Annotated in this window: 24 protein-coding genes; 14 read left to right on the top strand and 10 right to left on the bottom strand. The window is 36.7% G+C overall.

The window, feature by feature from the left end; translation table 11 throughout:
- The first annotated feature begins 218 nt into the window (after positions 1–218).
- The gene (locus tag NST49_RS03630) at positions 219–1,562 is read left to right on the top strand and encodes an Nramp family divalent metal transporter (protein WP_043945481.1); all 1,344 of its coding nucleotides are present in this window, start codon (positions 219–221) and stop codon (positions 1,560–1,562) included.
- A 189-nt stretch (positions 1,563–1,751) separates the two neighbouring features.
- Here NST49_RS03630 and NST49_RS03625 read toward each other — a convergent pair whose 3' ends face one another.
- Together NST49_RS03625 and NST49_RS03620 are read right to left on the bottom strand one after the other, a co-directional pair.
- Complete coding sequence (locus NST49_RS03625; protein ID WP_034538718.1) at positions 1,752–2,132, bottom strand: DUF6608 family protein; 381 nt, start codon at positions 2,130–2,132, stop codon at positions 1,752–1,754.
- A 20-nt stretch (positions 2,133–2,152) separates the two neighbouring features.
- Positions 2,153–2,437, bottom strand: a complete 285-nt coding sequence (locus tag NST49_RS03620) for a DUF2087 domain-containing protein (RefSeq protein ID WP_341047065.1) — start codon at positions 2,435–2,437, stop codon at positions 2,153–2,155.
- A 261-nt stretch (positions 2,438–2,698) separates the two neighbouring features.
- Between NST49_RS03620 and NST49_RS03615 the strand changes: the two genes are divergently transcribed.
- Positions 2,699–3,700: a nucleoid-associated protein gene (locus tag NST49_RS03615; RefSeq protein WP_341047064.1), complete on the top strand. Its 1,002-nt coding sequence runs from the start codon at positions 2,699–2,701 to the stop codon at positions 3,698–3,700.
- Positions 3,701–3,915: 215 nt separating this feature from the next.
- Here the strand turns inward: NST49_RS03615 and nth are convergent, their stop codons facing one another.
- Entirely contained in the window at positions 3,916–4,572 is a 657-nt protein-coding gene (gene nth, locus NST49_RS03610) for an endonuclease III (protein ID WP_251165865.1), read from the bottom strand.
- 243 nt (positions 4,573–4,815) lie between these two features.
- Here nth and msrA point away from each other — a divergent pair, with 243 nt between their 5' ends.
- The 8 genes from msrA (at position 4,816) to NST49_RS03570 (ending at position 14,953) form a co-directional block, all read left to right on the top strand.
- Positions 4,816–5,655, top strand: a complete 840-nt coding sequence (gene msrA / locus NST49_RS03605; protein WP_341047062.1) for a peptide-methionine (S)-S-oxide reductase MsrA — start codon at positions 4,816–4,818, stop codon at positions 5,653–5,655.
- 201 nt (positions 5,656–5,856) lie between these two features.
- The gene (locus tag NST49_RS03600) at positions 5,857–6,447 is read left to right on the top strand and encodes a CDP-archaeol synthase (protein WP_341048660.1); all 591 of its coding nucleotides are present in this window, start codon (positions 5,857–5,859) and stop codon (positions 6,445–6,447) included.
- 32 nt (positions 6,448–6,479) lie between these two features.
- Positions 6,480–9,005 carry a PEP/pyruvate-binding domain-containing protein gene (locus tag NST49_RS03595; protein WP_341048658.1) on the top strand — a complete coding sequence of 842 codons (2,526 nt, stop codon included), beginning with the start codon at positions 6,480–6,482 and terminating at the stop codon, positions 9,003–9,005.
- 2 nt (positions 9,006–9,007) lie between these two features.
- Positions 9,008–9,616 (top strand): CDP-alcohol phosphatidyltransferase family protein, encoded by a 609-nt coding sequence (locus NST49_RS03590; RefSeq protein WP_341047060.1) that lies wholly within the window; start codon positions 9,008–9,010, stop codon positions 9,614–9,616.
- Between the two features lies 1 nt (position 9,617).
- Entirely contained in the window at positions 9,618–10,484 is an 867-nt protein-coding gene (locus NST49_RS03585; protein ID WP_341047058.1) for a phosphatidylserine decarboxylase, read from the top strand.
- Positions 10,478–11,383, top strand: a complete 906-nt coding sequence (locus tag NST49_RS03580; protein WP_251165868.1) for a prenyltransferase — start codon at positions 10,478–10,480, stop codon at positions 11,381–11,383. Before NST49_RS03585 ends, NST49_RS03580 begins: the two co-directional genes overlap by 7 nt.
- Entirely contained in the window at positions 11,380–13,881 is a 2,502-nt protein-coding gene (locus NST49_RS03575) for a phosphoenolpyruvate synthase (RefSeq protein ID WP_341047057.1), read from the top strand. The genes NST49_RS03580 and NST49_RS03575 overlap by 4 nt, the downstream gene beginning before the upstream one ends.
- Positions 13,868–14,953, top strand: coding sequence for a hypothetical protein (locus NST49_RS03570; RefSeq protein ID WP_023179445.1), 1,086 nt, complete (start codon positions 13,868–13,870; stop codon positions 14,951–14,953). The genes NST49_RS03575 and NST49_RS03570 overlap by 14 nt, the downstream gene beginning before the upstream one ends.
- Before the next feature lie 109 nt (positions 14,954–15,062).
- Here the strand turns inward: NST49_RS03570 and NST49_RS03565 are convergent, their stop codons facing one another.
- The 3 genes from NST49_RS03565 to NST49_RS03555 are packed head-to-tail and all read right to left on the bottom strand — an operon-like array spanning position 15,063 to position 17,249.
- Positions 15,063–15,716 carry an SDR family oxidoreductase gene (locus NST49_RS03565; RefSeq protein ID WP_341047055.1) on the bottom strand — a complete coding sequence of 218 codons (654 nt, stop codon included), beginning with the start codon at positions 15,714–15,716 and terminating at the stop codon, positions 15,063–15,065.
- A 55-nt stretch (positions 15,717–15,771) separates the two neighbouring features.
- Positions 15,772–16,644 (bottom strand): aldo/keto reductase, encoded by an 873-nt coding sequence (locus NST49_RS03560; protein WP_341047053.1) that lies wholly within the window; start codon positions 16,642–16,644, stop codon positions 15,772–15,774.
- A gap of 41 nt (positions 16,645–16,685) precedes the next feature.
- The gene (locus tag NST49_RS03555) at positions 16,686–17,249 is read right to left on the bottom strand and encodes a DapH/DapD/GlmU-related protein (protein WP_341047050.1); all 564 of its coding nucleotides are present in this window, start codon (positions 17,247–17,249) and stop codon (positions 16,686–16,688) included.
- 124 nt (positions 17,250–17,373) lie between these two features.
- Between NST49_RS03555 and NST49_RS03550 the strand changes: the two genes are divergently transcribed.
- Positions 17,374–18,249 (top strand): LysR family transcriptional regulator, encoded by an 876-nt coding sequence (locus tag NST49_RS03550; protein ID WP_251165871.1) that lies wholly within the window; start codon positions 17,374–17,376, stop codon positions 18,247–18,249.
- A gap of 62 nt (positions 18,250–18,311) precedes the next feature.
- Complete coding sequence (locus NST49_RS03545; protein ID WP_251165872.1) at positions 18,312–18,881, top strand: YdeI/OmpD-associated family protein; 570 nt, start codon at positions 18,312–18,314, stop codon at positions 18,879–18,881.
- 84 nt (positions 18,882–18,965) lie between these two features.
- Here the strand turns inward: NST49_RS03545 and NST49_RS03540 are convergent, their stop codons facing one another.
- Positions 18,966–20,117 carry an NAD(P)-dependent oxidoreductase gene (locus NST49_RS03540; protein WP_341047046.1) on the bottom strand — a complete coding sequence of 384 codons (1,152 nt, stop codon included), beginning with the start codon at positions 20,115–20,117 and terminating at the stop codon, positions 18,966–18,968.
- A 124-nt stretch (positions 20,118–20,241) separates the two neighbouring features.
- On the opposite strand from NST49_RS03540, the gene NST49_RS03535 reads away from it, so the two are divergent.
- A complete protein-coding gene (locus NST49_RS03535; protein ID WP_341047044.1) occupies positions 20,242–20,868 on the top strand; it encodes a DapH/DapD/GlmU-related protein in 627 nt (208 codons plus the stop codon).
- A gap of 188 nt (positions 20,869–21,056) precedes the next feature.
- Here the strand turns inward: NST49_RS03535 and NST49_RS03530 are convergent, their stop codons facing one another.
- The gene (locus NST49_RS03530; RefSeq protein ID WP_341047042.1) at positions 21,057–21,266 is read right to left on the bottom strand and encodes a hypothetical protein; all 210 of its coding nucleotides are present in this window, start codon (positions 21,264–21,266) and stop codon (positions 21,057–21,059) included.
- Positions 21,267–21,732: 466 nt separating this feature from the next.
- Here NST49_RS03530 and NST49_RS03525 point away from each other — a divergent pair, with 466 nt between their 5' ends.
- Positions 21,733–22,308, top strand: coding sequence for an NADPH-dependent F420 reductase (locus NST49_RS03525; protein WP_023179458.1), 576 nt, complete (start codon positions 21,733–21,735; stop codon positions 22,306–22,308).
- Between the two features lie 333 nt (positions 22,309–22,641).
- On the opposite strand, the gene gfa is transcribed toward NST49_RS03525, so the two are convergent.
- Complete coding sequence (gene gfa, locus NST49_RS03520) at positions 22,642–23,223, bottom strand: S-(hydroxymethyl)glutathione synthase (protein ID WP_023179460.1); 582 nt, start codon at positions 23,221–23,223, stop codon at positions 22,642–22,644.
- A gap of 239 nt (positions 23,224–23,462) precedes the next feature.
- On the bottom strand, positions 23,463–24,572 hold the full coding sequence (locus tag NST49_RS03515) for an S-(hydroxymethyl)glutathione dehydrogenase/class III alcohol dehydrogenase (RefSeq protein ID WP_023179462.1): 1,110 nt from the start codon (positions 24,570–24,572) through the stop codon (positions 23,463–23,465).
- Between the last annotated feature and the right edge of the window lie 201 nt (positions 24,573–24,773).

Raw genomic sequence — 24,773 nt, 5'->3', positions numbered from 1 at the left:
TCCTAGTTTTTCAATATCTTCATCGAATCGAATCAGTTACAATCTGTTTATTTCGCTTACGCAAGATATTATAATTTGCATAGTGAGCGGTATAAATACTATCTATTAGTTTTTGTGATTTTTTTAATAACGGCGGTTTTCTATTTACAAAAGATACCTAGAGTTCTAAACTAACTACTGTTACAAGTAGAATAAAATACGAATGGATATGAAGTAAAATGGACAAAAATGAAAAAAATAGGAATAAAGGCTGGATAAGAAAAATAGATTCTATCAGCTTGGAAGAAGTAAATAATTCAGTAAAAATCCCACCAGCAAATGCTTCTTTTCTAAGAAAGTTGCTTGCTTTTATGGGTCCAGGCGCATTAGTGGCTGTTGGGTATGTTGATCCGGGTAATTGGGCGACATCTATAGAGGGTGGATCTGAATTTGGCTATACCTTATTAAGTGTCATATTGATTGCTAGTTTAATTGCAACCTTAATGCAAGAAATGGCTGCGCGATTAGGAATCGCCACAAGTATGGACTTAGCTCAAGCAACTAGTGCTTCTGCCGGAAAAAAATTATCTTTTTTCTTATGGATTTTAACAGAAGTTGCCATTATCGCTACCGATATTGCTGAGGTTATTGGATCTGCTATCGCTCTAAAACTATTGTTCAACATTCCCATCCTTTTAGGTGTGACAATCACAACATTAGATGTGCTCTTGTTGCTTTTATTGCAGAAACGCAGTTTTCGTATTATTGAAAGTGTCGTTATTATCTTAATGTCTACGATTTTTATCATTTTTGCATATGAAATTTTATTATCCAATCCAAATGTCACAGACTTAGTTCAAGGTTATATTCCTAGTTCAGATATTGTTACAAACCCTTCGATCCTATTTGTAGGTTTAGGAATTTTAGGTGCCACAGTTATGCCGCATAATCTATATCTGCATTCTTCAATTATTCAAACGAGAAGCTATGAACGTACAGAAAAAGGAAAAAAAGAGGCGGTAAACTTTGCTCGAATCGATTCTATCTTTTCTTTAACCATTGCTTTTTTGATTAATTCGATGATTTTAATTTTAGGTGCGTCAGCTTTTTACGGCAACGGACAAGTTGTCAGTGGAATAGAAGATGCTTATGCTTTACTTGCACCAACTATTGGCGCATCTATAGCGAGTACCTTATTTGCAATTGCTCTACTAGCTTCTGGCCAAAACTCAACCATCACCGGAACATTAAGCGGTCAGATCGTTATGGAAGGCTTTATTCATTTAAGAGTTAAGCCATGGGTACGCCGAATCATCACAAGATTACTAGCTGTAATTCCAGTATTTATTGTGACCATTATTGCCGGAGAAAATGGAACTACCGATCTTTTAATATTCAGTCAGGTTATTTTAAGTATGCAACTCCCCTTTGCACTCGTTCCACTGGTTTTATTCACCAGTGATAAACATAAAATGGGAAGTTTTGTAAACTCAACTTGGGTTAAAATAGTGGCTTGGACAGCTACCGTTGTCATTATTTGTTTAAACGTTTATTTAGTAGTCTATACATTGATTGGCCTGTAACTATTTGTTTGATTCCTTTAATAATTTAAGAGAATTACTCTATCATTTAAACGATCTTAGCAACAAAAAGACGACGGCTAGTTTAATTAGCTGTCGTCTTTTTGGTCTTTCGACATCTTTAATGTACATGCTATTGTTGATAAATTATAAAATAGCATTAAGCCATCACAGAACGAGTAGATGTAAATATCAATTTCGTTTTCTAAACTCTCTACGCACTTTGGCAATTATAAATGTTGCAAAAAAAAGCATAAGGCCAACTTTGTTAAAAAGTAAAAATACATTTAGTACATCATCAAAAGAGCTCAACGGATAATAACCGCTTAGCAAAAGAATGGGGAATACCGTAAGCAACATTGTTATGTAGTGAACTATGATTTGTTTGGAGAAATTCCAGCGGTTGATTTCATAGATGACGCTCGCTATTCCCAAAAACATAATTATAAGCCCGTTTATTAAGAATGTCCTCGCATCACTAGATGAACCTTGAATAAGCTCCCACACTGACATGACCAACATAAAAATAAATGGAATTGCTCCTCTAATGAATCCTTTTAAAAATAGTTTCATTTGTCTATCCTTTCACATTTTTATATATTTAGCCAATACTGACTACCATCGCTGCTTCTTTTGAAAAAATTAAAGGTGATTAAATATCTTCTCTGTTCAACATACTCTCCTGTTGGATACACGTTAAGTAACTCCGTATTTATTTCTTTTTCCGTATATATTTTTCCTTGTTCGAATCTGGTGATGAATTCCGCTAATAAAATGTATTTCTTCTTTTCTTTCGCTGGCACCTTAGTCACTCTATTATTTTCCATAAAGTTCATGACTACATTTTCTTTTTCCTGTTCTGTGTAGTGATACCTCATAAGTCATTTCTCCCTCTTAATAGTTCTTTTTGATTTAAAAATGCATGAATCCCACCCTAATGGTATAGCTACTTTTATTACTAAAAAGAAAGACCTACTCAGCTATTACTCATAAGAAGGATATCATTAAAAATAGATGAGAGTCAATATCCTAAACAATTTTATTCAAACTTATAAAGTAACTTTCCACCTAAAATTTGCTTTTGCGAATGTCTAATTTGTGAGATACTGATAAGCGTGACTGAAAACGGAGGGAACAAGATGATTTATATAAAAGAAGCCATTTTACACATTTTTGATTTGAACAGTAACGAACCTATCTTCTCTTTTGCCGGCTTAGATCTTACAGAGAAATTCACATTTGATTATCTCCATGCCATGATTGAAAAAGTAGAAGACTCAGACAACATGAAAACCGGGATATTAACCGAAAATAATCCTTTAAATCAAACTTTTTCTACGATTCCAACTGATTTTATTGAGACAACCAAAACGTTGACCGAAAAATTCTTTTCCATTACAAAACTTAATCCAGAAATACCGCCAGCTGACTTATTATTTGTCTACTTTACTTTGGACGAAGTACCGCAGTTAGGTCTGTTCAAATTAAATTATTCTGACAGCATCACTCACTATGTCTCTTATGAAGAAGAAACGCTAACGAATCAGTTGATCATTAACCGTTCTATCTTACCGAGTGCACGCCAAGCGATTCAAGAAGGAATGGTGCTAAATTTGAATACCATGGAATACCATGTGATTGAGAAAAAGCACCTAATTGATGAATTAGCAGAGAAAATTTATTATTTCACAGAACTATTTTTAGAAGATAAACCTCAACCTAGTCTTAAAGAGAACATTTCGATTATTAAAAAAGCCGTTCAAAAAACAAGCAAGGCATTTGATGATGAAGAATTCCAAGTACTGGCTGATACGAAAGATGCACTTGTCCATAGTATGACGGAAGAAAACGTCATTGATAATCAAGTGATTGCTGAGACTCTATATGGGGATAATCATGCGAAAAAAGAAAAGTTTTTTGAAGAAATCAAAGAGTTAGGTTACGTAGATCGTGCTCCTGCTGAAGTGACAGTAGCTGGACCAAAATATTCCAAACAAAAATTCCGTTTAGATAACGGAATCGAGATCAGCATTCCTATAGAACTTTACAGAGACCCAGATGTTGTCGAGTTTATTAATAATCCAGACGGGACGACTTCTGTAATGATCAAAAATATCGAAAAAATCAAAAACTTATTCTAAAAAATCTTCCTTTGTATGAGCCTTTCAATGCTCAGTACAGAGGAAGATTTTTCTTTTATGACAGCGATTGTTTAACCATTGCTGAATAGTATGTACTTTTGTAGGCCCATTATCAATACAAATGAAAGCATCAATAATGAAAAATGTTAAATCCTTTTAGCGTCACAGATTGATTAGATTTTTTTTGATTTCTGACTAAATAAACATAGTTAAATTTAGACAGCATCAATTGAGTCAGTTGGATCTACTTCTGCTAAATTCTCATACAGCTGTGGATAATCATGACACTTCATACTTCTAGATGTACATATTTCTTTTCCAAATGAGATCATAGATTGGTGTGCTCTTCCCCAGTATTTAGCTGGGATAATTTCTGTCACGCGTTTTTCAATTTGTTTGGGTGTGGCATTTTCTTCTACTATTTTGTGATGCTTGCAGATTCGTGCGACATGTGTGTCCACTGCAAAAGCCTCTTGGTTAAAGGCGACATTCAATAATATATTAGCTGATTTAGGTCCAATTCCAGTTAATGATTGAAGTTCCTTACGTGTACTTGGAACTTTTCCATCAAACTTTTCAAGTAATTGACAACTGCTTTTATAAATATACTTTGCTTTATTCCGGTAGAGTCCGACTGTTTTTATGTATGATTCAATTTCTTCAGGTGAAGATTCAATAACAGCTTGAGGATTTGGATAGCGTTTAAATAATTGGTCTGTCACTTTAGCGACTGAAATATCTGTTGCCTGAGCACTTAATATAACGACCATCAACAATTGAAATGGATTTTGATAACGCATCATTGGGACAGCATCAGGATAAAGTTTCATAATTTCATAGATAACGTGTTGAGCGGCTTCTTTTGTCAGCATAAGCTTTCCTTTCTTTTATTTAGTTTTTTTTAATATAACATACTTTCAATAACACTAAAATCAAGTTTATTAGTATCTTAATTTCTATAAAGCCAGAATCATAAGGATAGCTTTACTTAGAGACATGCCATTCTGACTTTTCATGTTCAAAATAACGTTTCAACAGTTCTTTAGCACTGCTGGCTGATGTATAATAAATTAAAGATTTATTCCTCAAAAACAAGCCTAAGGAGGGTCCTCTATATGAGACAGAATGACGAAGAAACGCTCAATGATTTATATAATCTGATCCTCAATCCCGCGACTCGTGAATGGGAACGGTCAGCACTATCTTCGACCAAAAATGCCTTAGAAGAGGGTGCAACTATTGACGACCAGCTTTCAAAGCTTGAAGCTAAATTACGCCCGCTAGCATTAAGAAACAACTTAACGCCTGACGTGACAGATTTTTATAACAGCATAACTGGAAATGCTAGTGCCGACGCTCAATTTGATTTTACAAAACACTCCATTGATGATCTGACTTACCAAGATTCTGCGGTATTTGCAGGGGGCTGTTTCTGGTGTATGGTAGAACCTTTTGAAACCAAAAATGGAATCATTTCTGTCTTATCGGGTTACACTGGAGGGCATATGGATCATCCCACTTACGACCAAGTGAGCGGCCAGTACACAGGGCATGTCGAAGCAGTTGAGATTATTTTTGATACGCGGATCATACACTATGAAGAACTGGTAGAACTTTATTGGCAGCTGACAGATCCAACAGACGCGTTTGGTCAATTTCAAGACCGCGGCAGTCAATACCGTCCGATTATTTTTGTTCGAAATGAAGAACAACGAAAGATTACTGAAAAGTCAAAACAACGATTAATAGAATCCGGAAAATACAAGCGTCCAATCGTTACATTAATTGAGCCAACGTCTGTATTTTGGCCGGCAGAAAACTTCCATCAGCAATTTTATAAGAAAAATCGAAAGAGATACAAAAGGATTGAGCGGTCCCGTCAACAATTTTTAGCCTTCCAACATTTGCAAGGTAAAATCCGGACAGAGCTTAATCATTTCACACGAAAACCTTAATGAACTGTGCCATGATAGCTACTCTTCTCTAACATATTGAATAGCTATTTTTATTTTTCTTCATTCCTTGTTTTAAAATGAAGAATGACCAAAACGTCATTTATATTTTCACTGAATTGATTTTGTTTAAAAATTCACAAAAATAGTTTACCATAAAGAGAAACCTTTATATTTTTATAAGAGAAAGAGGAAAATACTGTGTTGGAAACAATTTTAAGTTTATACGTTACATTAATGTCAGTTATTTTTGCGGGTGTTGCCAATATGGCTTTTTGTAAATACCCTACCTATCAACGTTTAAATATCCCTATGGATGCCGGTAGGATATTAGCAGACGGCAAGCGATTATTTGGTCAAAATAAAACTTGGAAAGGTTTTATTGGCATGATTCTTTTTGGCGGACTCTCCCAAGTGGTTTGGGGACTCATTCTAAAAAATAGCCCCTCTCTTGAATCGCTGAATCTCTTCTATGACGTCTATGCAAATTCTATCCTAAACAATCTTTGGATTGGTTTTTTATTAGGGTTAGCTTACGTCGTTTTTGAATTGCCCAATAGTTTTATGAAGCGACGGCTAGAAATCAAACCTGGTAAACCAGCAACCAATCAATGGAAATGGTTCTTTATTTTTATTGACCAAGCAGATTCATTGTTAGGTTGTGCTCTAGTTGTCGCAGTTCTGGTTCCAATAAGTTTAGTTCAATTTTTCGGATTTATCCTTTTGGGAGCCGGTACTCATGTCGTAGTCAATCAATTATTGTATTGGTTTAATTTAAGAAAAAATCCATTCTAATTATGTTAGATGTACAAGGAGGTGTATAGACAATCTATTGGACTTTAATAGAAACTGCAGAAACAAATCCGCGGTATGGCGGTAAAATAAACGCGTTGATCAATTTGTCTCAGTTAGGCCTTCAGGTACCTAAAGGCTATTTCATTTCAGAAGATAAACTCACTTCACTATGGACTGAAGTAATCCCAGAACTAGCAGGATTAGAAACAACTGTTTACCTTAACCTGCCAACTTATGAAACAATTGTTCACCGTTTGGATCAGCTGGTTTTCCCAGTGGAATTACATAAAGAAACAAATGATCTGATATCTCCTAATAAAACCTATATTGTGCGAAGCAGTGGCTTGATGGAGGACCAAGCATCTACTTCTTTTGCTGGACAGTATGACACGATTGCAAATTGTACAACAATTGATGACATTATTGCTGCATTAAAACAGTGTATCGCCTCTCTTTTTAAGCCCGCTAGTTTAAATTATTGGCAGACACAACAATTGGATATTCAAAATCTAAGAATGTCTGTCATTATTCAAGAACAAATTTCAGCAGTTTCCAGTGGTATTGCGTTTACACTCAATCCTTTGACAAATAATGATCGTCAATTAACCCTTGAAATAGTGGAAGGCGCAGGTGAACAGCTTGTTAGCGGGTTAGTTACTCCTGAACAATTGACGATCGACTGGTTTTCAACGATTGGACCAACAAGTGGTTCACAAATCTTATCTTCAGGTCAGTTGAATCAGCTTCAAGAACAGTTGCTTTTGATTGCGACCTTTTATGGCTATCCTGTCGATGTAGAATTTTGTTTCAGCAAAGATTCCTTGTTTTTCTTGCAAGCTCGCCCGATTACAACCATCCATCGAAAAATTAATGAAGGCAATTGGACCACTACGAATTTTCGTGATGGCGGTGTCGCTGCTCAACCTTGTCCAGGATTGATGTGGAGTTTATACCGTGAATCATGGCAGACAACGTTAGAGAAATTTCTGATTGAAAATAAGTTATACGATTCAACAAACATCAAGCAGCTTTCTATCAATCATTTTGCAAGACCTTATTGGAATATTGGTGTTGTCAAAGAAGCCATGTCACGAATACCTGGCTATATTGAACGCGAATTTGACGATGAGCTTGGCGTTTATAAAAATTATCAAGGAGACGGCTACAAAAGCAAACTGACAGTTAAGACGATCAGCCATTTACTAACTGTGGCGACTCGCATCACCAAAACGACTCAGCAACAGCGTCAAACGGCAGCACAGCAACACAAACAATTATTAGTAACGTATCAATCAATCGATAAAAAAATCCAATCGCTATCTTCCGCAACAGATCAGAATAAAATTGAAGCATTATGGGAAACTATCATTAACGATGCTTATTTGCAAAGTGAACAAACTTATTTTTGGCAAGTCTATGTCAATACGGTACAGCTTTCCATGAAAAAAACAGCCTTATTGAAAAAATTGCCCTTAGATACTTTTTTTCAGCTTATCTCAAAACTAGGAGAAGTTTCACACATCCAACCGCTACGTGATTTGTATGAAATCGTTGAAATCATCGTTACAAACGATAAATATAAGCAGGAATGGATGACGAACAGTCCATTAGAAATCAATACGTTATTAAACGAACAACCCAATCGACTAGATGCAAAACGGATCCAAGCTTTTCAAGAAACATTTGGCTATCATTCAAACCGTGAACTGAATCTATTGGTGCCGAGTTACAGCGAAAACCAACAGCCAGTGGTTGATTTACTGAAAGAATATGTGGATCATCCAGAGAAACTCACGACAGTTGTTCAACACGCCTTCTCCCAAACGTTGACAGATAAACAAATGGAAAAACTGATAGAGCCCTATGTCTCTAAATGGCAACGAACTAAAGTAATGAAAGATATCAAGATGCTGCGCGAATTATTGTGGTGGCGTGAGGAGTTTAAAGATGTATCGACTCGTTTTTATCATTTGATTCGTCAAATTACTTTGAAATTAGGAGAACGGTATTCCAAACTAGGGTATATTGAGCAAACGGAAGATCTCTTCTATCTTGAGAAAGAAATGATACACTCTTTTATCTCTAACCAACTGTCTCAAGAAAGTCTTCAAAAATCTGTGCAGGACAATCGCATCTATTGTCAGGCTTATCGCCATTTTGTTCCTCCAGGAGATTTAATGGAGACAAGTGTTTCCGCAGAGGTAGAGAATCTTTTGGCAAATAAACCATCCAGTTTAGCTGGAATCGGTGCGAATGACGGGATTGTTTCTGGAAAAATAAGAATTCTGCTAGATCCTAAAGACATCAACCAGTTGGAGGCTGGCGAAATCTTGGTGACTCGCTTTACGGATACAGGATGGAGTCACGCTTTTGGTTCCATTAAGGGGCTGATTACAGAAACTGGCGGTGTTTTATGCCATGCCTCAATTGTTGCCAGAGAATTTGGTATTCCAACAATCGTTTGTGCAACACAAGCTACAGAGAAGTTAAAAACAGGTATGAATGTTACAATGAATGGAACAACGGGTGAAATTACAATTCAAAAAAGTGGGTGCTAAAGATGTTTATTGGAGAATATGGAAAGTTTGTCTATTTAACCTATTTTGGGACCGCCCTGTCGTTAGTAGCAATGCATTTCATTATTCAAGGCGAGATGATTTGGGCGATGAGCTGCTTTATTGTGAGCGGGCTCTGCGATTTATTTGATGGCATGGTTGCGCGTTCCTTTGATAGAACAAAAGCGCAAGAACAATTTGGTGTAGAGATCGATACTTTATGCGATATGATCAGTTTTGCGGCGTTACCTGCAGTTTTATTGATTTTACAAGGTCGCTTCCCTTTAGTGAACATTTTTTTAGCCATTATTTATGTCATCGCTGCTGTTACAAGACTGGCTTATTTCAATCGTGAAACGAAGGACAATCTGGCAGAAAGAGCGACTTATTTTCGGGGAGTTCCGGTTACCTATGGTGCACTTGTTTTTCCGGTCGGTTATTTGGTAAGTGAATGGTTTTCAAGTGGAAGTTTTCAATATGTTCTTCTACTGCTTGCTCCTATATTGGCTTTTCTATTCATCTGGGATATTAAGATTCCTAAACCCAATCGAGTGATGTATCTCTTTTTCTTAGGACTGGCGCTCGTGACTTTATTCGGATTATGGAGATTATAGTATGGTAAAGGTCTATCAGCGTGAAACGAAATCAATCATTGAACCTAAGGAATATCAAGCAGCATGGCTAAAACGGTTGTATCAAACAAAGTGGGGAAACGTTTTGCTTTCCATGGTTACTTCTCCATTATTTTCAATCGTGTGGACAGCTATTGACCACACACGACTTTCTAAAAATAAAATCGCTCCGTTTGTCAAAGAATATGACATCAACTTAAGCGATTACGAATCAAAAAACTACCAGTCTTTTGCAAAATTCTTTATCCGAAAATTAAAAGCGGCTAACATTCACGTAAGTCCGTCTAATCGCGTTTGCGCTGTTGCGCAAGCGAAACTATTAACTGTTCCCATTCATAGTGATCAGACCTTTACCGTCAAAGGACAGAACTATCGTTTAGAAGATATCCTTCAAGACCGTTCTTCAGCTGATTATTACGAGGGTGGCACACTATTTATTTACCGATTAGCAGTCGATGATTACCATCGTTATCTGGCTAGTGAAACAGGCTCGGTTATTCATCGTCGCAAAATCTACGGAAAATTACATACAGTCAGAGAAATCGCCCAACAACACTTTCAATTATTCAAAGAAAATAAAAGAGAATATTGTCTACTTGAAACAAAGAATTTAGGGATGATCATGCAGATGGAAGTTGGAGCGCTTTTGGTTGGAAAGATTTATAATCAACCATTCGATAGTTATCAGCGAGGTAAAGAAAAAGGCTGGTTTAGCCTAGGTGGGTCCACTATACTGGTGGCTTATCCAAAGGGAACCGTAACCGTTGATCAAGATATTGATTATTATTCTAATCTAAATATAGAAACTCAAGTCAACATAGGGGAAGGAATTGGTCTGAAAACATGCTAAAGAGATTATTAACTTACTATAAAGAAATGTACCCACTGATTCCGCGATTCCTATTAGCGATCATCTACTTTTTTGAAATCTACTTTATCTTACTCCTCAACGTAGGAAAGTCAGATTTTTCAATAGGAATACAAGAATGGACCGGAGTTTGGACAATATTTACATTTTTGATGGCGCTTAGGATCGCAGATGATTTTAAAGACTACGAACACGATCAACGACTATTTCCTGATCGAGCACTGCCTTCTGGTAGAGTTAAGAAACGTGATTTAGCTATTGCTTTAGCTGTCATGGTCACGATCACTGTTGTGCTCAATGTCATCTTTATGAATAATATAGGCTGGTTTCTCTTTTTATTCATCTATGGAACCTTGATGTCGCTGTGGTTTTTCAGCAAAGCTAAAATTCAAAAATCATTGCCTTTAGCACTTGTTACCCATAATCCTGTGATGATGGTCATGAATATCTATATCATCACATTCGTTTGTTACAAATATCAATTGCCATTGCTATCCCTACCTACTGTTTTGCTGGCATTTACGATGTATTTCCCAAGCTTGATATGGGAAATCAGCCGTAAAATAAGAGCACCCAAAGACGAGACAGAATATGTGACATATTCCCAACTCTTCACTTATCAAAAAGCCACACGTTTCGTTCAAGTGCTGACGATTATTGATATTTTAACGAATTTTATTTTATTATGGAATATTTCAAAAATCGGCGTCGTTGTTCTATTGGCAAATGTCATCTGGATGACGATTCAATTTCAACAATTCATTCATGATCCGACACGTTTCAATATCAAAAATCGAGTGGAACGTTATACCTACATTACGGAAACCACGATGGTTCTTTCGGTTGCAGCACATCTATTTATACAGGGGTTTGTCCGATGAAACAACTCACTAACTTTCACCGTCGATCAGTAGGTTCAAAAGCAGCTAATTTGCATCTCATGAAAGAGCAGGGCCTCGTCGTTCCTCCTTTTTCCGTTTTTTCATTTGATCTTTTTGATCAAACAGATGTACTTACCTTCTTGCAAGAACAGCAAAAAGCATACCATACAGGAAACGATACATTGAATGCATTAAGTCAACGATTGCAACAGGAATTTAAGGCGAAATTTTTGCAGGAAGATTTTACAGCTATCCATGATTTTAGCAGACACGCATCTGGCAAACATACCTACTCTGTGCGATCTTCAGCAAATGTTGAAGATGATGCCTCTGCCTCATTTGCTGGACAATTTTCTACGCGTTTGTTTGTTGAAGTAGATGATTTAGTTGAGGCTGTAGAGGAAACTCTTTTGTCGTTGTACCAGCCCTCTGCATTGAGTTACTACTTTGAAAATGGCATCTCGTTAGAAGCTGTTAAATTATACGTCATTCTTCAAGACATGATTTCAGGAGATTTATCTGGGGTCTATTTTACCGCGAATCCTCAAGGGTTATTGAACGAACAGTTAATTGTTGTCGGCGTTGGCGTTGGTAGCGGGATCGTTGAAGATAAAGTAGATACAACCATGGTTACGATCCATTCTGATGATCAATTGTCTTACTTTGAAACTTCTGGTACTTCTCCAATCTTAACAGAAAAACAACAAGTCGAGTTAGAAGATATGGCGGAGAAAGTAACGGACATCTTTGGTCCGCGAATGGATATTGAATTTACTTTTTTGAATGACCAACTGTACGTTTTACAGGCACGTCCTATTACAAAATTGCCTGCAGAACCGGTCACCATTTTAGATAATAGCAATATCGTGGAAAGTTATCCCGGAACAACGACTCCTTTGACATTCAGTTTCATTCAAGAAGCTTATGGGAGTATTTTTAGAGGTTTGGCCAAGCGTATGCTGAAAAATGATACACAGACACTTCAATCATTTGAGCCTACTTTTCAAAATATGATTGCTCAAGTAAACAGCCGTGTATACTATCAAATCAATAATTGGTACAAATTACTTCATCTTCTGCCCTTTTCTAAGCAGATCATCCCTATTTGGCAAGATATGTTAGGTGTTCAACCCACCGATATCTCTGCAATTACAGTAAAAATCAGTCGCTCAACTCGACTGAAAATCATGGGACGCATCATTAAGAGTTTCATCCAAGCGCCTCGTTCAATGAAACAACTCGATTCGGATTTTGAAGCGATTTCTGAACATTTCAATCAAACGTATACGCGAGAGGCTTCATTTGAAGAACTTCATCAATTATTTGAGCAGATCAAACGACAAGTATTGGAACAATGGGATGTCACTTTGATCAATGATCTCTATGCGTTTGTTTATACTGGGCTGTTAAAAAAAGTCTGTCCGCCTGAAGAAGTTCAAGAGGAAATAGCCGGGATCGAACAAATTGAAAGTATGAAGCCAGTGTTTGAACTGAATAAAATCATTTATACCATTCAGGAAGAACAACATAGCGACTATCGAAAAATAATTGAAAGCATTTCTTCGGAACTTGCAGCTGATTTTATTGAGACAGATTTGCATCCAATCACACAAGATATCCGACGTTTCATTCAACAATTTGGAGATCGAGCTCCAGAAGAATTAAAATTAGAGACGGCAACCTTTCGTAGTCATCCTTTTTCATTAATTCAACTGATCCAACAGCAATTGGAATTGCCGCAAACAGCGATGCGTACCGAATCTAAAGCAACGGCAACAAACAAATCACGGAATCCATTGGTGAATGGGCTGAAGAAACGCGCTATGACAGGGATCAAATACAGAGAAAGTTCTCGCTTGAATCGTACGCGAATTTACGGAATGATGCGACTCATCTTTATCACTATGGGCGAGCAGTTGGTAAAAGAAAACCGTCTTGAGCAATCAGAGGATGTGTTTTATTTAACGATGACTGAACTTTTCGATTTGACTAGCCATAGAGATCTTTCAAATATGCAAACAGAGATACAAAAACGGAAGCATAAACGATTAGTAGATCAGCAATTACCTGCATTCAGCCGGTTGATCTATGCTGGAAGTATTTTCGAAAAATATCCACAAACGATCAATCAGCAGCAGACAGTCTCGACCAACCAGCAGGACTTCCAAGGAATCGGTTGTTCAAAAGGCATAGTTCGAGGGCAAGTTTTAGTTGTCGAAGATATTCAAGCCGTTAATGTTCAGCAATCCTATAATAAAATTATCGTCACAAAAATGACGGATCCAGGATGGGTGTATTTACTGACCCAAGCAAAAGGGATCATTGCGGAAAAAGGCTCGTTATTATCTCATACAGCAATCATCTCTCGCGAATTAGGTATTCCTTCTGTCGTCAATGTCCAACAAGCCACACAACAACTAACGACTGGAGAATGGATTGAAATAAACGGACAGACCGGCCTGATCAAACGTTTGGAGGATGAAAATGATTACTCATAATTCTTTAAAAATCATTCCAGTGTTTTCAGGTGAAAAATCAGAAACCGATTTCCTGCAATTCCCACAACGAATTTATAAAAAAGAGGAATTGATGCAATCCGTCTCAGAGGAACAAGCACAGATCAGTGGACAGCATCCGTTGAGTCCAACCTATACTTTCCAAGCATTCAATGGTTACCAAGAGGGTCAAATGGTAATTCGCGGGGCTCTAATAAAACCGCATCACTTGGAAGACTATTACTTAGGGTATTTTGAAGCAGTAGATGATGTAACCGTCATGATTCAGTTTATCCAAACACTGAGTGAAAAAGTACGAGACAAAAATGTGCAGCGCATCATTGGTCCTGTTCAAGGAAGTTTCTGGCTAGGCTATCGAATGAAAGTTAAAGGATTTGAACGAGCGCCATTTACGAGTGAACCGCACAATCCATCGTATTATCCGAAGTTATGGCAAGCGGCCGGTTTTAAAGAGGTCGAACACTACACGTCAAATTTTTATCGTTCGATTCCACCTCAATATGAATCAAAAAAACTAGCCAAACGTTATCAATTATTTGTGGAAAAAGGTTATCGTTTTGTTTCTCCTAAACCAGAAGATTGGCCAACCGTTTCGCTTGAAGTCTTTGAACTTTTAAGAGTACTCTACAAAGACTTTCCATTGTATCAAGAGGTTACAGCTGAACAGTTTAGTCAAATTTTTGCCGATTTAAAACAAGTGATCGATTTTTCTATGGTGAAGTTGGCCTACAAAGATCAGCAGCTTGTTGGCTTTTTGATTACTTTGCCGGATTATGGCAATTTGATTTATCAAAAAATGAATCTGCTAAATCTAGCGAAAATTATTTATAAAAAATGGCGTGCTAAACGTTATATCATTCTGTATTTAGGTGTAGACTCTAAGCATCTGGGTTTGGGATTGGCGATGTCCTATCCGGTTTTCAAACAGGTAAAACAACGCAAAGCAGAAGTAGTTGCTGCATTGATCCATGAAAATACGGTAACAAACCGATATGTGACAGAGATGCAGGAAGATTCTCATGCTTACAGCTTATGGATGCTGGAATTGGAGTAAACAAAGCTGGGGCGAAATTTAGAAAAATCAAACGATCTCACCAATCATATGATGTGCTTTACTGCATAAAAAGACCCCAAAAGCTAAGCTTTTGGGGTCTTTGGCTTAATTATTTTAAATTACGGACAGCTTCTTCAACAGCTGTATTACCAGATAGAACTTCAAATTCTTGTTTGATCGTGTTGTCATTATGAAGTACCGAAATCAACGTTTTAGCTATATCTTGGCGTGGAACTTCATTAATGTCTTGTCCCATACCAACTTTTATTTGATTAGTACCAGGTTCATCAACTAGTATACCAGGATGCACAATCGTCCAATCTAGATCTGTACGATTTTTTAACCATTCATCCGCATAGTTTTTTGCGATGGTGTAAATTTGTAAATCCTGTTCTTGAGACATGGCTTCACGTCCAGTACGGAATGTGCTGACCATAACAAAACGTTTAACGCCAGCTTGTTCTGCAGCCGTCATTGCTTTAATGGCTCCATCTAAGTCAATCAAAATGGTTTTGTCCAAACCACTTCCACCAGCTCCAGCACTGAAGATAACTGCATCGACATTTTTCATATCGTCTGCCAATTCATCTACTGAATTTTTAACAAGATCTAAGAGAACCGTTTCAATTCCTCGTTCTTCGAAGAAACTAACTTGTTCAGCCTTACGGATCATTGCGATTTCTTCAATAGCAGAATCCTCTTTTGTAAAATCTGCAAAATGACGAGCTACTTTTCCATTGGCACCTACAACTAGTACTTTCATTTAAAAACTCCTTTCAATAAATAATTCAGCTTACATTTAGTATAACGCATATCACTTACTTTTTGTTGTATTGTGAACTAAACACAGGCATGACCTGATCGTCACCATAAGTTTCGATAAGCGGCAACTCATTTAACGTATTAATATCCTCTTCAGAGATTGTAAAGTCGATATCGGCATTCGATTTCATATGATCCTTACTAGTCGTTTTAGGTAAAGCAACTGTGCCTAATTGTAAGACATAGCGAATACTTAATTGAGCAGGTGAAGCCTTATACTTTTCAGCCATCTCTTTAACAACTGGATGATCAAGAATAGCTCCGTGAGCAATTGGTGAGTAAGCTTCGACAATGATGTCTTGGCTTTGACAATACTTAATGACGTCGGTTGGAACATTCGTAATGTGTGCAAGAACTTGGTTTACCATTGGTTTGACTTTTCCGTTATTGATCAAGTTTTCCAAGTCTGCTTGCTCAAAATTAGACACACCGATTGCGCGTAATTTGCCTGCTTCATACGCTTCTTCTAAAGCACGCCATGCTTCCAAATTCCCTTCGAAGTAATGGTTGCCATCACGGAAATTTGCCCAAGGCTGCGGACTATGAATAATCATTAAGTCGATATAATCCACATTTAAAAGTTCAAGTGATTTCTCAATTGCTTTAACCGCTTCCTCATAATTTTTGATATCGCCTTCGAGTTTCGTAGTGACAAAAATATCTTCACGGTTAACACCTGACTCTTTAAGACCATGACCTACACCTTCTTCATTTAGGTAAGCTTCAGCTGTGTCAATATGACGGTAACCTGAATCAAGGGCATCTTTTACAACTTGAACAACTGCTGCATTATCTATCATCCAAGTTCCTAAACCTAATTTAGGAATTTCAACTCCATTTGCTAATGTATACGTTTCGTTTACTACCATTTTCAGTTCCTTCTTTCTATCTCTTTTTATTTTTCAACAGATTAATGAAAGACGATTTCTTTAGTGATTTTCGCAGGTGTACCCGCAACAATCACATTGTCTGGTACATCTTTAGTGACTGTAGCATCTGCTGCAACAATAACATTTTTACCAATTGTTACGCCAGGCAGAACGGTTACGTTTGCTCCGATCCAAGCATTCTTTTTGATTCGAATCGAATCCACGATGATTCCTCTTCTTTTTGCTGGATCCACTAAATGGTTCACTGTGAGCAAACGCGCGCCAGGTCCAATCAAGACATCATCTTCAAGATAAATACCGCCTAAATCAACAAATGTGACGTTTTGATTGATAAAAATATTTTTCCCAAATGAAATGTGTTTTCCAAAGTCTGTGTAAAAAGGCAACGATACAGTAACCGAAGAATCAATCGATTCCCCCGTAATTTTTTCAAGGGATGTGCGCACCTCTGTGGGGGGATGGTAACCGGTATTCAATTCCATGACTAACCTTTCGTTTCCTGCCTTCTGCTCATGTATTTCTTCAAAATAAGAGGATCCTTTCACTATTTCTTTCCTAATAATTCGGCTTAATAAGTCTTTCATAGCTCTTCACCACCTATATCGTTATTTCTTGTTAAACCCATCATACTAAGATAAACTGAATCTGACTAATACTTATATAGCATACGCAGCTATGCTTTTTAACTATACATAGGAGGGATACATATTGGATTTTCGTGTATTAAATTATTTTTTGACGGTGGCTCAAGAAAAAACAATTAGTAAAGCAGCAGAATCCTTACATCTGTCTCAACCGACCTTATCTAAGCAACTAAAAGAACTAGAAGAAGAATTAGGCGTTCAATTGTTTACTCGCGGAAACCGCGAAATCACCTTAACTGAAGATGGGCACTATTTGGTGAACCGTGGTAAAGAGATCCTTTCATTAGTCGATACCACAATGACAAACTTATCGAGTAACGAAACGATCAGTGGGGAAATCGTCATTGGCGGTGGCGAAACCAAAGCCATGCAATTTATAGCTGAAAGTGTACGTGTCTTAACTGAAAAATATCCTGATGTAAAGATCCATTTATATAGTGGAAATGCAGACGATGTTTCTGAGAAATTGGACAAGGGGATCTTGGATTTTGGGATCGTCATCGATCCAGTAGAAAAGAAAAAATACGATTACTTAAGACTGCCTAGAACTGATCAATGGGGCATTTTATTCCACAAAGACCATCCTTATGCAAAAAAGAAAGCTATCTTACCTGAAGATCTAAAGTCTCTTTCGCTCTTTGTTTCAAGCCAATCTTTAGTTGATGATCAAATCGGTGAATGGCTAGGGAAAAATCTCGACAGTCAACAAATCATCGGCACCTATAACCTTTTGTATAATGCCTCGATCATGATAAAAGAAGGTATAGGTTGCGCACTATGTATTGATGGGATCATAAACACTCAAGGAACAGATTTAACATTTGTTCCACTAAAACCCAATTTAGAGGCTAGCTTAAATATAATATGGAAAAAGAATGCTATTCTTTCAAAAGCAGCAGCTGTATTCATAAAAACGGTTCAAACTTCTATCCATTTGTAGCAGCCTTTCAATACTATCGTCATTCTATTACCCATTCCTAATTAGAAAGGATCTACTCAAAAATGGAAATCGAAAATGCGCTTACTATTACGAACAGACAAGACTTAAGAAATTGGCTTGCGGTACACTCATCTACAGAAAGCTTTTGTTGGGTAGTTATCAATAAGACTGAAACCTCAGAAGTTGTTCAGTATCTAGACATCGTTGAAGAAGCTTTATGTTTTGGTTGGATCGATGGCATCAAGAAAAAAATCTCGGAGACTGAATCTGCTCAACGGATTTCTCCAAGAAGGAAAAAAAGCAACTGGACAGAATTAAATAAAGAGCGTGTAAGAAGATTAGAAAAACTGGGTTTAATGACAGAAGCAGGCTTGAAAGTTCTTCCGGATATGTGTCCTGAATCATTTATCATCGATCAAGTGATTGAAACTCGTTTAAAAGAAGATGACCAAGTTTATCAGAATTTTCTTAGCTTCCCTGAACTCTACAGAAGAATCAGAATTGATAACATACAAGCTTATAAAAATGATCCAGAACTTTTTAATAGACGATTGGATAAATTTATTGAAAGTACCAGAGCAAATAAACTTTATGGTCAGTGGCATGACAATGGTCGGCTGCTCAATTATTGATAAAATAAAAAAACGCAGACAATAAAATCATCTGCGTTTTTTAGATAATTGCCATTTTTATGTTCAACGAACAGATAAACAGCATTAATTTGGTTTGGATAATATACGTACTCGTTTGACAGAAGGAATATCCTGAATTTTTTTTGCAACAGGTTCTATTCGGTCAAAGCTTTCTTCTAAATCAATCAGCATATAGTCGTACCCATCTTTTCCATTACTGGTCATATTTCCAATTTTTAGATTTTCTTGGTCTAAATAGTTCATGATTTTGGACCATGTCTTCCCAGTTTTTTGATAAAAAATGGTAAGACGGTATGGTGACTGAAACACAAGACGAGTAGCCGGAAAGTTGACTGATTCTCTAACCGTTCCAAATAACAAAAAATTACGCAATGCTCTTACGGCGAGCCGATCTCCACCCTTCAAAGCTTCCTGAGTAGTTCCACCAATATGGGGAAGCATTAAGATATTCGGGTGTCCAATATATTCTTCTTGAGGAAAATCAGTAATGTATCCGGCTATGATTTCATCCTGCAGGACTTTCAATATTCCTGTACTGTTCACGATCGGGTCACGTCCAAAATTGAGCAAATAGGCTCCTTTTTTCATTTGACCCAGTTTTTCTTCCGTTAGTAAATCTTTGGTTTCATTAGTCAACGGCAGAACAACGACGACAAAATCTGAAAGATGAAGCAATTCATCTAAATCGACTTGATTTACATAATCAATATCATGATCCCGTCTAGCGTAGCCCAATACTTCCATTCCTAGGTCATAACAGCTTCTAGCAATTTGGGTGCCGATAGCCCCCATTCCCAACAAGCCAATTGTTTTCCCTTGAAGTTCTTGCCCAACATATTCTGAGCGTTTGGATTCTGCTTGTCCAAGTATATCTGGGCCCTTAAGTGTGCGAACCATTTCCGCTGCTGTCGCAACAGGACGTACCGTTAAAAATAGACAAGCCAAAACCAATTCTTTAACTGCGTTTGCATTAACTCCTGGCGTGTTCAAAACAGCTGTTCCATTTTCAGTAGCGGCTTCTAGATTGATTGTGTTGACACCGACACCTGATCGAGAAATAACCAATAATTCTTCTGAGATCGATTCATCAGGAACGTTGGAACTTCGAACTAGGATTCCTTCAGTTTCTCTCTCTTGGCTAATTTCAAAGTTTGGTTTTTGCAATCTAGCGATGAGTCCATCAGAAATTGGATCAATCAGTCGTAACTTATACATATAGTTCTGCCTCGTTTCTTCTACTGTCTCGTTCTCGTAGTCATGCAATGAATCATATTTTGAATTGTTGCTTTTTATTTTATCATTCGATACACTAAAAGAAAAGATGGAGAGGTTTGAGGCTATGCATATTGAACCAACAAAACTATACGCAGATCGTCCTGTCATTGGAAACGATAGTCAGGTCAAAGATACCACATTCGGTGAATACACTGAAATTGGCAAACAAAATGCGATTGATCACTCAGAATTCGGGAGTTATACGTATACTGGAGATTATTGTTTCATCCAAAATTCAAAATTAGGCCGGTTTAACAGTATTGCCGATATGGTTCGAATTGGTCCTACAAATCATCCTTATGAACGTCCTTCTCAACATATATTTACTTACAATGGTAGTGGCTATGGTTTCCCTAAAAAAGATACAGATTTCTTAGAGAAAAGACGGGAGAACTACACAACTATTGGCAATGATGTCTGGATTGGCCATGGCGTGATCATTCAGTCTGGTGTCACTGTGGGAGATGGAGTCGTTATAGGAAGCGGCGCTGTTGTGACTAAAGATATACCACCCTATACCATTGTGGCGGGCGTGCCAGCAAAACACATAAAAGATCGCTTTCCAGAAGCTATCAAAGAAAAACTTGCTCAAATTGCATGGTGGAATTGGACCCGTCAAGAATTAGAAGACCGTTATGAAGATTTAAAAATGCCCATTGAACTATTTGTTGAAAAATGGTCAAAAGAATAAAAATAACCTTTTAATTAGTTGATACAAAATAAGTTAATGTCTTATTTAAGATGAAGAAGATCACTCAAACCTATTTTTATAAAAAAAAGCGTGAGCCAGCTGCTCACGCTTTTTAAATTTACTGAAATTTTTGACTCCTCCTATTTTATACATAGTATTCGACAAGGAGTTTTTTTAATTGCTATTTGTTAAAATGCTTCTTTTAATGGTTGGCAAACTTCGCACTTGCGTTGATTTTTATTTTTAAATTTTGTAAAGGATTTCTCGAATGTATTGCCGCATGCACATTCAAATTGTAGTTTTTGAGAAAAACCACGGTATTCTGTTGTTAGCAACTTGCTATCCGAATTTTTTTCAACAAAATCCTTGATTGAATCGATTGTCCATTGTTTATTCATTTTCTTACACCTCCATAGTTTATTGATAGGCGGAGGCTTTCTTTGCATCCGTTCTAAGTAAACCTTAAGCTATTCATTATAACACGAATAGATACAATTAAATAGATAGAAGGTATCTCTTTAAGTTAGCTCGAAGCACATCCAACTGCAGAAAGATTCTGTCAGGTAATCATCAATCTGACTGAAACCTCAGAAGTTGCTAAATATTTAAGTCTCGTTGCGGAAAAATCTTGTTATAGTTAGATCAGAGAAAATCTATATATATAATTGTATCAACATCTCTAAACTTTCTTTCATAATATGTTTAATTGATAAAATGCGAAAAGCGTCCTGTAACAGAATTTGCAGCAGAATAATAATGATTAGTAAGAAATTTGCGAATTTGAATCTTTTTTGTTTACTTACTAAATATAAGTGTTATACTCAACTTGTACTTCAAAAAAGACATTATAGGGGGAAAATAAACATGGCAAACATTACAATTTTTGGTAAAGGAAATATGGGTTCAGCAATTGGCGGTAACTTCGAAACAGCAGGAAACGTTGTGTCTTACATCGGTAGCGGTGAATCATCAGATCAATTAGGCGATATCGTAGTATTGGCTGTTCCTTATTCAGCACTTTCTTCTATTGTGGAAGAAAATTCAGAAAAATTAGCTGGAAAAGTTGTTATTGATATTACAAACCCGCTTGATTTTGCTACATTTGATTCTTTGGTTGTTCCTTCTGACAGTTCAGCAGCAGCTGAAGTTCAAAAAGCACTTCCAAACTCTAAAGTATTGAAAGCTTTCAACACAACATTTGCTGGAACTTTGACAAGCAAAACTATTGGTGATTCACATCCAACAACTGTTTTAGTTGCAGGTGACGACACTGATGCTAAGAATCAAGTTTTCGATGCTTTAGATGGCAGTGGTTTAGCGACTCTTGATGCTGGTTCTTTGAAGAGAGCACGCGAATTGGAAGCTTTAGGATTCCTACAATTGACTCTAGCTGGTTCTGAAAAAATTAGCTGGAATGGTGGATTTGGACTTTTCAATTAATTATAAATAATTGAACTGTGCTCCATTTACGTTCCTTAAATATACTAGTAAAAATTAAATAGTTAGTATTAAATAAGATCTTGAAAACTCTATTAAAGAGTGCTCAAGGTCTTATTTGAAGGTTATCCTGACTTAGATTGTTTGTATTATTGAGTATATTTTATAGTTTAAAAACAGCTAACTGACAAGTATAAATCCGGTAGTAAACCAGACTCCTAATTGTCAATTAGCTGTTAAAGAGAACTATTTAAATGCTAACAATTCTTTACAATAATTGAAGTATCAACAAAAATAGTGTTAACTTATTATTTGATTTTTTTTAAAAGAGAATCCTTATACTTGTAACGTACCCTTTAGTTCCGCAGCTTTAGTAGCAATTAAATCCATTAACTCAGGAGACAAGGTATCGTAAGTCGGTAGTCCCAGATTATTTAATTCTTTACGAACATCCGCCATTTTAGAAGCTGGTGTACCTGTTTCGATTACAGATGAAACAAAGGCTGCGAATTTTGGTGCAGACCATCCTTTTTCTTCTGATAATTCTGTATGAATAAAGTCTAATCCGTAAAATGCATGATTTTTATTTTCTATACGACCATACATATGTGCACCACAATCTCTACAATAATGTCTTTGGATTGCCGCTGTTTCATCAACTACTTCTAACTTATCTTCATTGTTAATGACTTCAACTGTTTCACGAGAAACTACAGCTACTAAAGAAAACCTAGCGTCTTCTGGTTTCCAACACTGAGAACAGCCACATGCGTGGTTGTGTAGCGTTTGTGAGCTTACTTTGACCTCTACTTTATTCGATTCACAAAGACACGTTAATGTGCCCCCACCGAATCCTTCTACTTCAGGGTAATCTTGGATTCCGTTATCTAATCTTGGGTGTAATTTAATGTTTGTCATATACTTCACTCCTTGGATTTATTGTTTTTGATTCAGCGATATGAAACTCTAACTGTTCTTTTATAAATGATGAAATCATCTAATAGTTCTAAACATGTCCACTTGATATCCAAACAATCAAAAGATGATTCTTTTATTTCACGACTGCAGTTAGCTTAATCGTCTCCAATTCCTTTTTTTAGAATGGATTTGCATCGCTGATTGTTTTTCTAAAAAATTATTTGCGAAAAAAACAATTCTTAATAAGACAGGATAGTGCGGATTGATTCACCTTTGTGTAATAAGTCGAATGCTTCATTGATATCTTTAAATTCTAAGTTGTGAGTAATAAATGAATCTAAATCAATTTCACCATTCATGAAATCCAGAACCATTCCTGGTAATTCAGTTCTTCCTTTTACTCCACCAAATGCTGATCCGCGCCATACGCGTCCGGTAACTAATTGGAATGGACGTGTTTGAATTTCTTTTCCAGCACCTGCTACACCAAGGATAATACTTTCACCCCATCCTTTATGGCAAGATTCAAGTGCAGATCTCATTACATCAACGTTACCAATACATTCAAAGCTATAATCTACACCACCATTTGTCATTTCTACAATAACTTCTTGGATTGGGCGATCATATTCTTTTGAATTAACAAAATCAGTTGCGCCCATTTTTTTAGCTAATTCCCATTTGCTAGGATTAATATCAATTGCAATGATGCGTTTGGCGTTTGCTTTCTTTAATCCTTGAATAGCGGCTAAACCAATTGCACCAAGACCGAATACAGCTGCTACAGCGCCTTCTTCAACTTTTGCAGTGTTTTTAACTGCTCCCAGACCTGTAGTAACTCCACAACCAAGTAAAGCAATTTTGTCCAAAGGAGCATTTTCGTCAACTTTTACTAAGTTGATATCATTTACAACTGTGTACTCACTAAAAGTGCTGGTTCCCATATAATGATAAATTGGCTCTCCTTTATATGAAAAACGAGTTGTTCCATCAGGCATTAACCCTTTACCTTGCGTCTCACGGACTGCACTACATAAATTTGTTTTGCCAGAAAGACAAAATTCACACTTTCCACATTCTGCTGTATAAAGTGGTATAACATGATCTCCTGGTTTTACGGAAGTGACATTTTTACCTATAGATTCAACCACACCTCCACCTTCATGACCTAAGACAGCTGGAAAAACTCCTTCTGGATCATCTCCAGACAACGTAAATGCATCCGTATGACAAACAGATGTATACAATATTTTAACTAATACCTCATTTTCTTTTGGTTCTTCTACATCGATCTCAACAATTTTAAGTGGTTCATTTGGACCAAATGCTACTGCTGCTCTACTCTTCATATTTTTCCTTCTTTCTTAGATGTCGATCATTTGTAACAAATTCAGTGTAATTCATAATGTAATAAAAGTTAATACTGATATATTTGTCACTATAGATTTAATTAAGTAGTTTAGTTGACGGAGCAACAAAGCGAACTAGCTTATATCCACATATCTAATGTGACATAGAAAGAAGATAATCTCGATTCATTAGCGAGATCA

The sequence above is a fragment of the Carnobacterium sp. FSL W8-0810 genome (assembly GCF_038007125.1).
GTDB lineage: Bacteria > Bacillota > Bacilli > Lactobacillales > Carnobacteriaceae > Carnobacterium_B > Carnobacterium_B inhibens.
Note: the sequence above shows the minus strand (reverse complement) of the source record. Positions and strands in the feature narration are given on the sequence as shown.

Bases quoted from the DNA above. Each gene is read 5' to 3' on its own strand.
- NST49_RS03630 (WP_043945481.1), top strand. From the start codon at position 219: ATGGACAAAAATGAAAAAAATAGGAATAAAGGCTGGATAAGAAAAATA.
- NST49_RS03625 (WP_034538718.1), bottom strand. From the start codon at position 2,132: ATGAAACTATTTTTAAAAGGATTCATTAGAGGAGCAATTCCATTTATT.
- NST49_RS03620 (WP_341047065.1), bottom strand. From the start codon at position 2,437: ATGAGGTATCACTACACAGAACAGGAAAAAGAAAATGTAGTCATGAAC.
- NST49_RS03615 (WP_341047064.1), top strand. From the start codon at position 2,699: ATGATTTATATAAAAGAAGCCATTTTACACATTTTTGATTTGAACAGT.
- nth (WP_251165865.1), bottom strand. From the start codon at position 4,572: ATGCTGACAAAAGAAGCCGCTCAACACGTTATCTATGAAATTATGAAA.
- msrA (WP_341047062.1), top strand. From the start codon at position 4,816: ATGAGACAGAATGACGAAGAAACGCTCAATGATTTATATAATCTGATC.
- NST49_RS03590 (WP_341047060.1), top strand. From the start codon at position 9,008: ATGTTTATTGGAGAATATGGAAAGTTTGTCTATTTAACCTATTTTGGG.
- NST49_RS03585 (WP_341047058.1), top strand. From the start codon at position 9,618: ATGGTAAAGGTCTATCAGCGTGAAACGAAATCAATCATTGAACCTAAG.
- NST49_RS03580 (WP_251165868.1), top strand. From the start codon at position 10,478: ATGCTAAAGAGATTATTAACTTACTATAAAGAAATGTACCCACTGATT.
- NST49_RS03575 (WP_341047057.1), top strand. From the start codon at position 11,380: ATGAAACAACTCACTAACTTTCACCGTCGATCAGTAGGTTCAAAAGCA.
- NST49_RS03570 (WP_023179445.1), top strand. From the start codon at position 13,868: ATGATTACTCATAATTCTTTAAAAATCATTCCAGTGTTTTCAGGTGAA.
- NST49_RS03565 (WP_341047055.1), bottom strand. From the start codon at position 15,716: ATGAAAGTACTAGTTGTAGGTGCCAATGGAAAAGTAGCTCGTCATTTT.
- NST49_RS03560 (WP_341047053.1), bottom strand. From the start codon at position 16,644: ATGGTAGTAAACGAAACGTATACATTAGCAAATGGAGTTGAAATTCCT.
- NST49_RS03555 (WP_341047050.1), bottom strand. From the start codon at position 17,249: ATGAAAGACTTATTAAGCCGAATTATTAGGAAAGAAATAGTGAAAGGA.
- NST49_RS03545 (WP_251165872.1), top strand. From the start codon at position 18,312: ATGGAAATCGAAAATGCGCTTACTATTACGAACAGACAAGACTTAAGA.
- NST49_RS03540 (WP_341047046.1), bottom strand. From the start codon at position 20,117: ATGTATAAGTTACGACTGATTGATCCAATTTCTGATGGACTCATCGCT.
- NST49_RS03535 (WP_341047044.1), top strand. From the start codon at position 20,242: ATGCATATTGAACCAACAAAACTATACGCAGATCGTCCTGTCATTGGA.
- NST49_RS03530 (WP_341047042.1), bottom strand. From the start codon at position 21,266: ATGAATAAACAATGGACAATCGATTCAATCAAGGATTTTGTTGAAAAA.
- NST49_RS03525 (WP_023179458.1), top strand. From the start codon at position 21,733: ATGGCAAACATTACAATTTTTGGTAAAGGAAATATGGGTTCAGCAATT.
- gfa (WP_023179460.1), bottom strand. From the start codon at position 23,223: ATGACAAACATTAAATTACACCCAAGATTAGATAACGGAATCCAAGAT.
- NST49_RS03515 (WP_023179462.1), bottom strand. From the start codon at position 24,572: ATGAAGAGTAGAGCAGCAGTAGCATTTGGTCCAAATGAACCACTTAAA.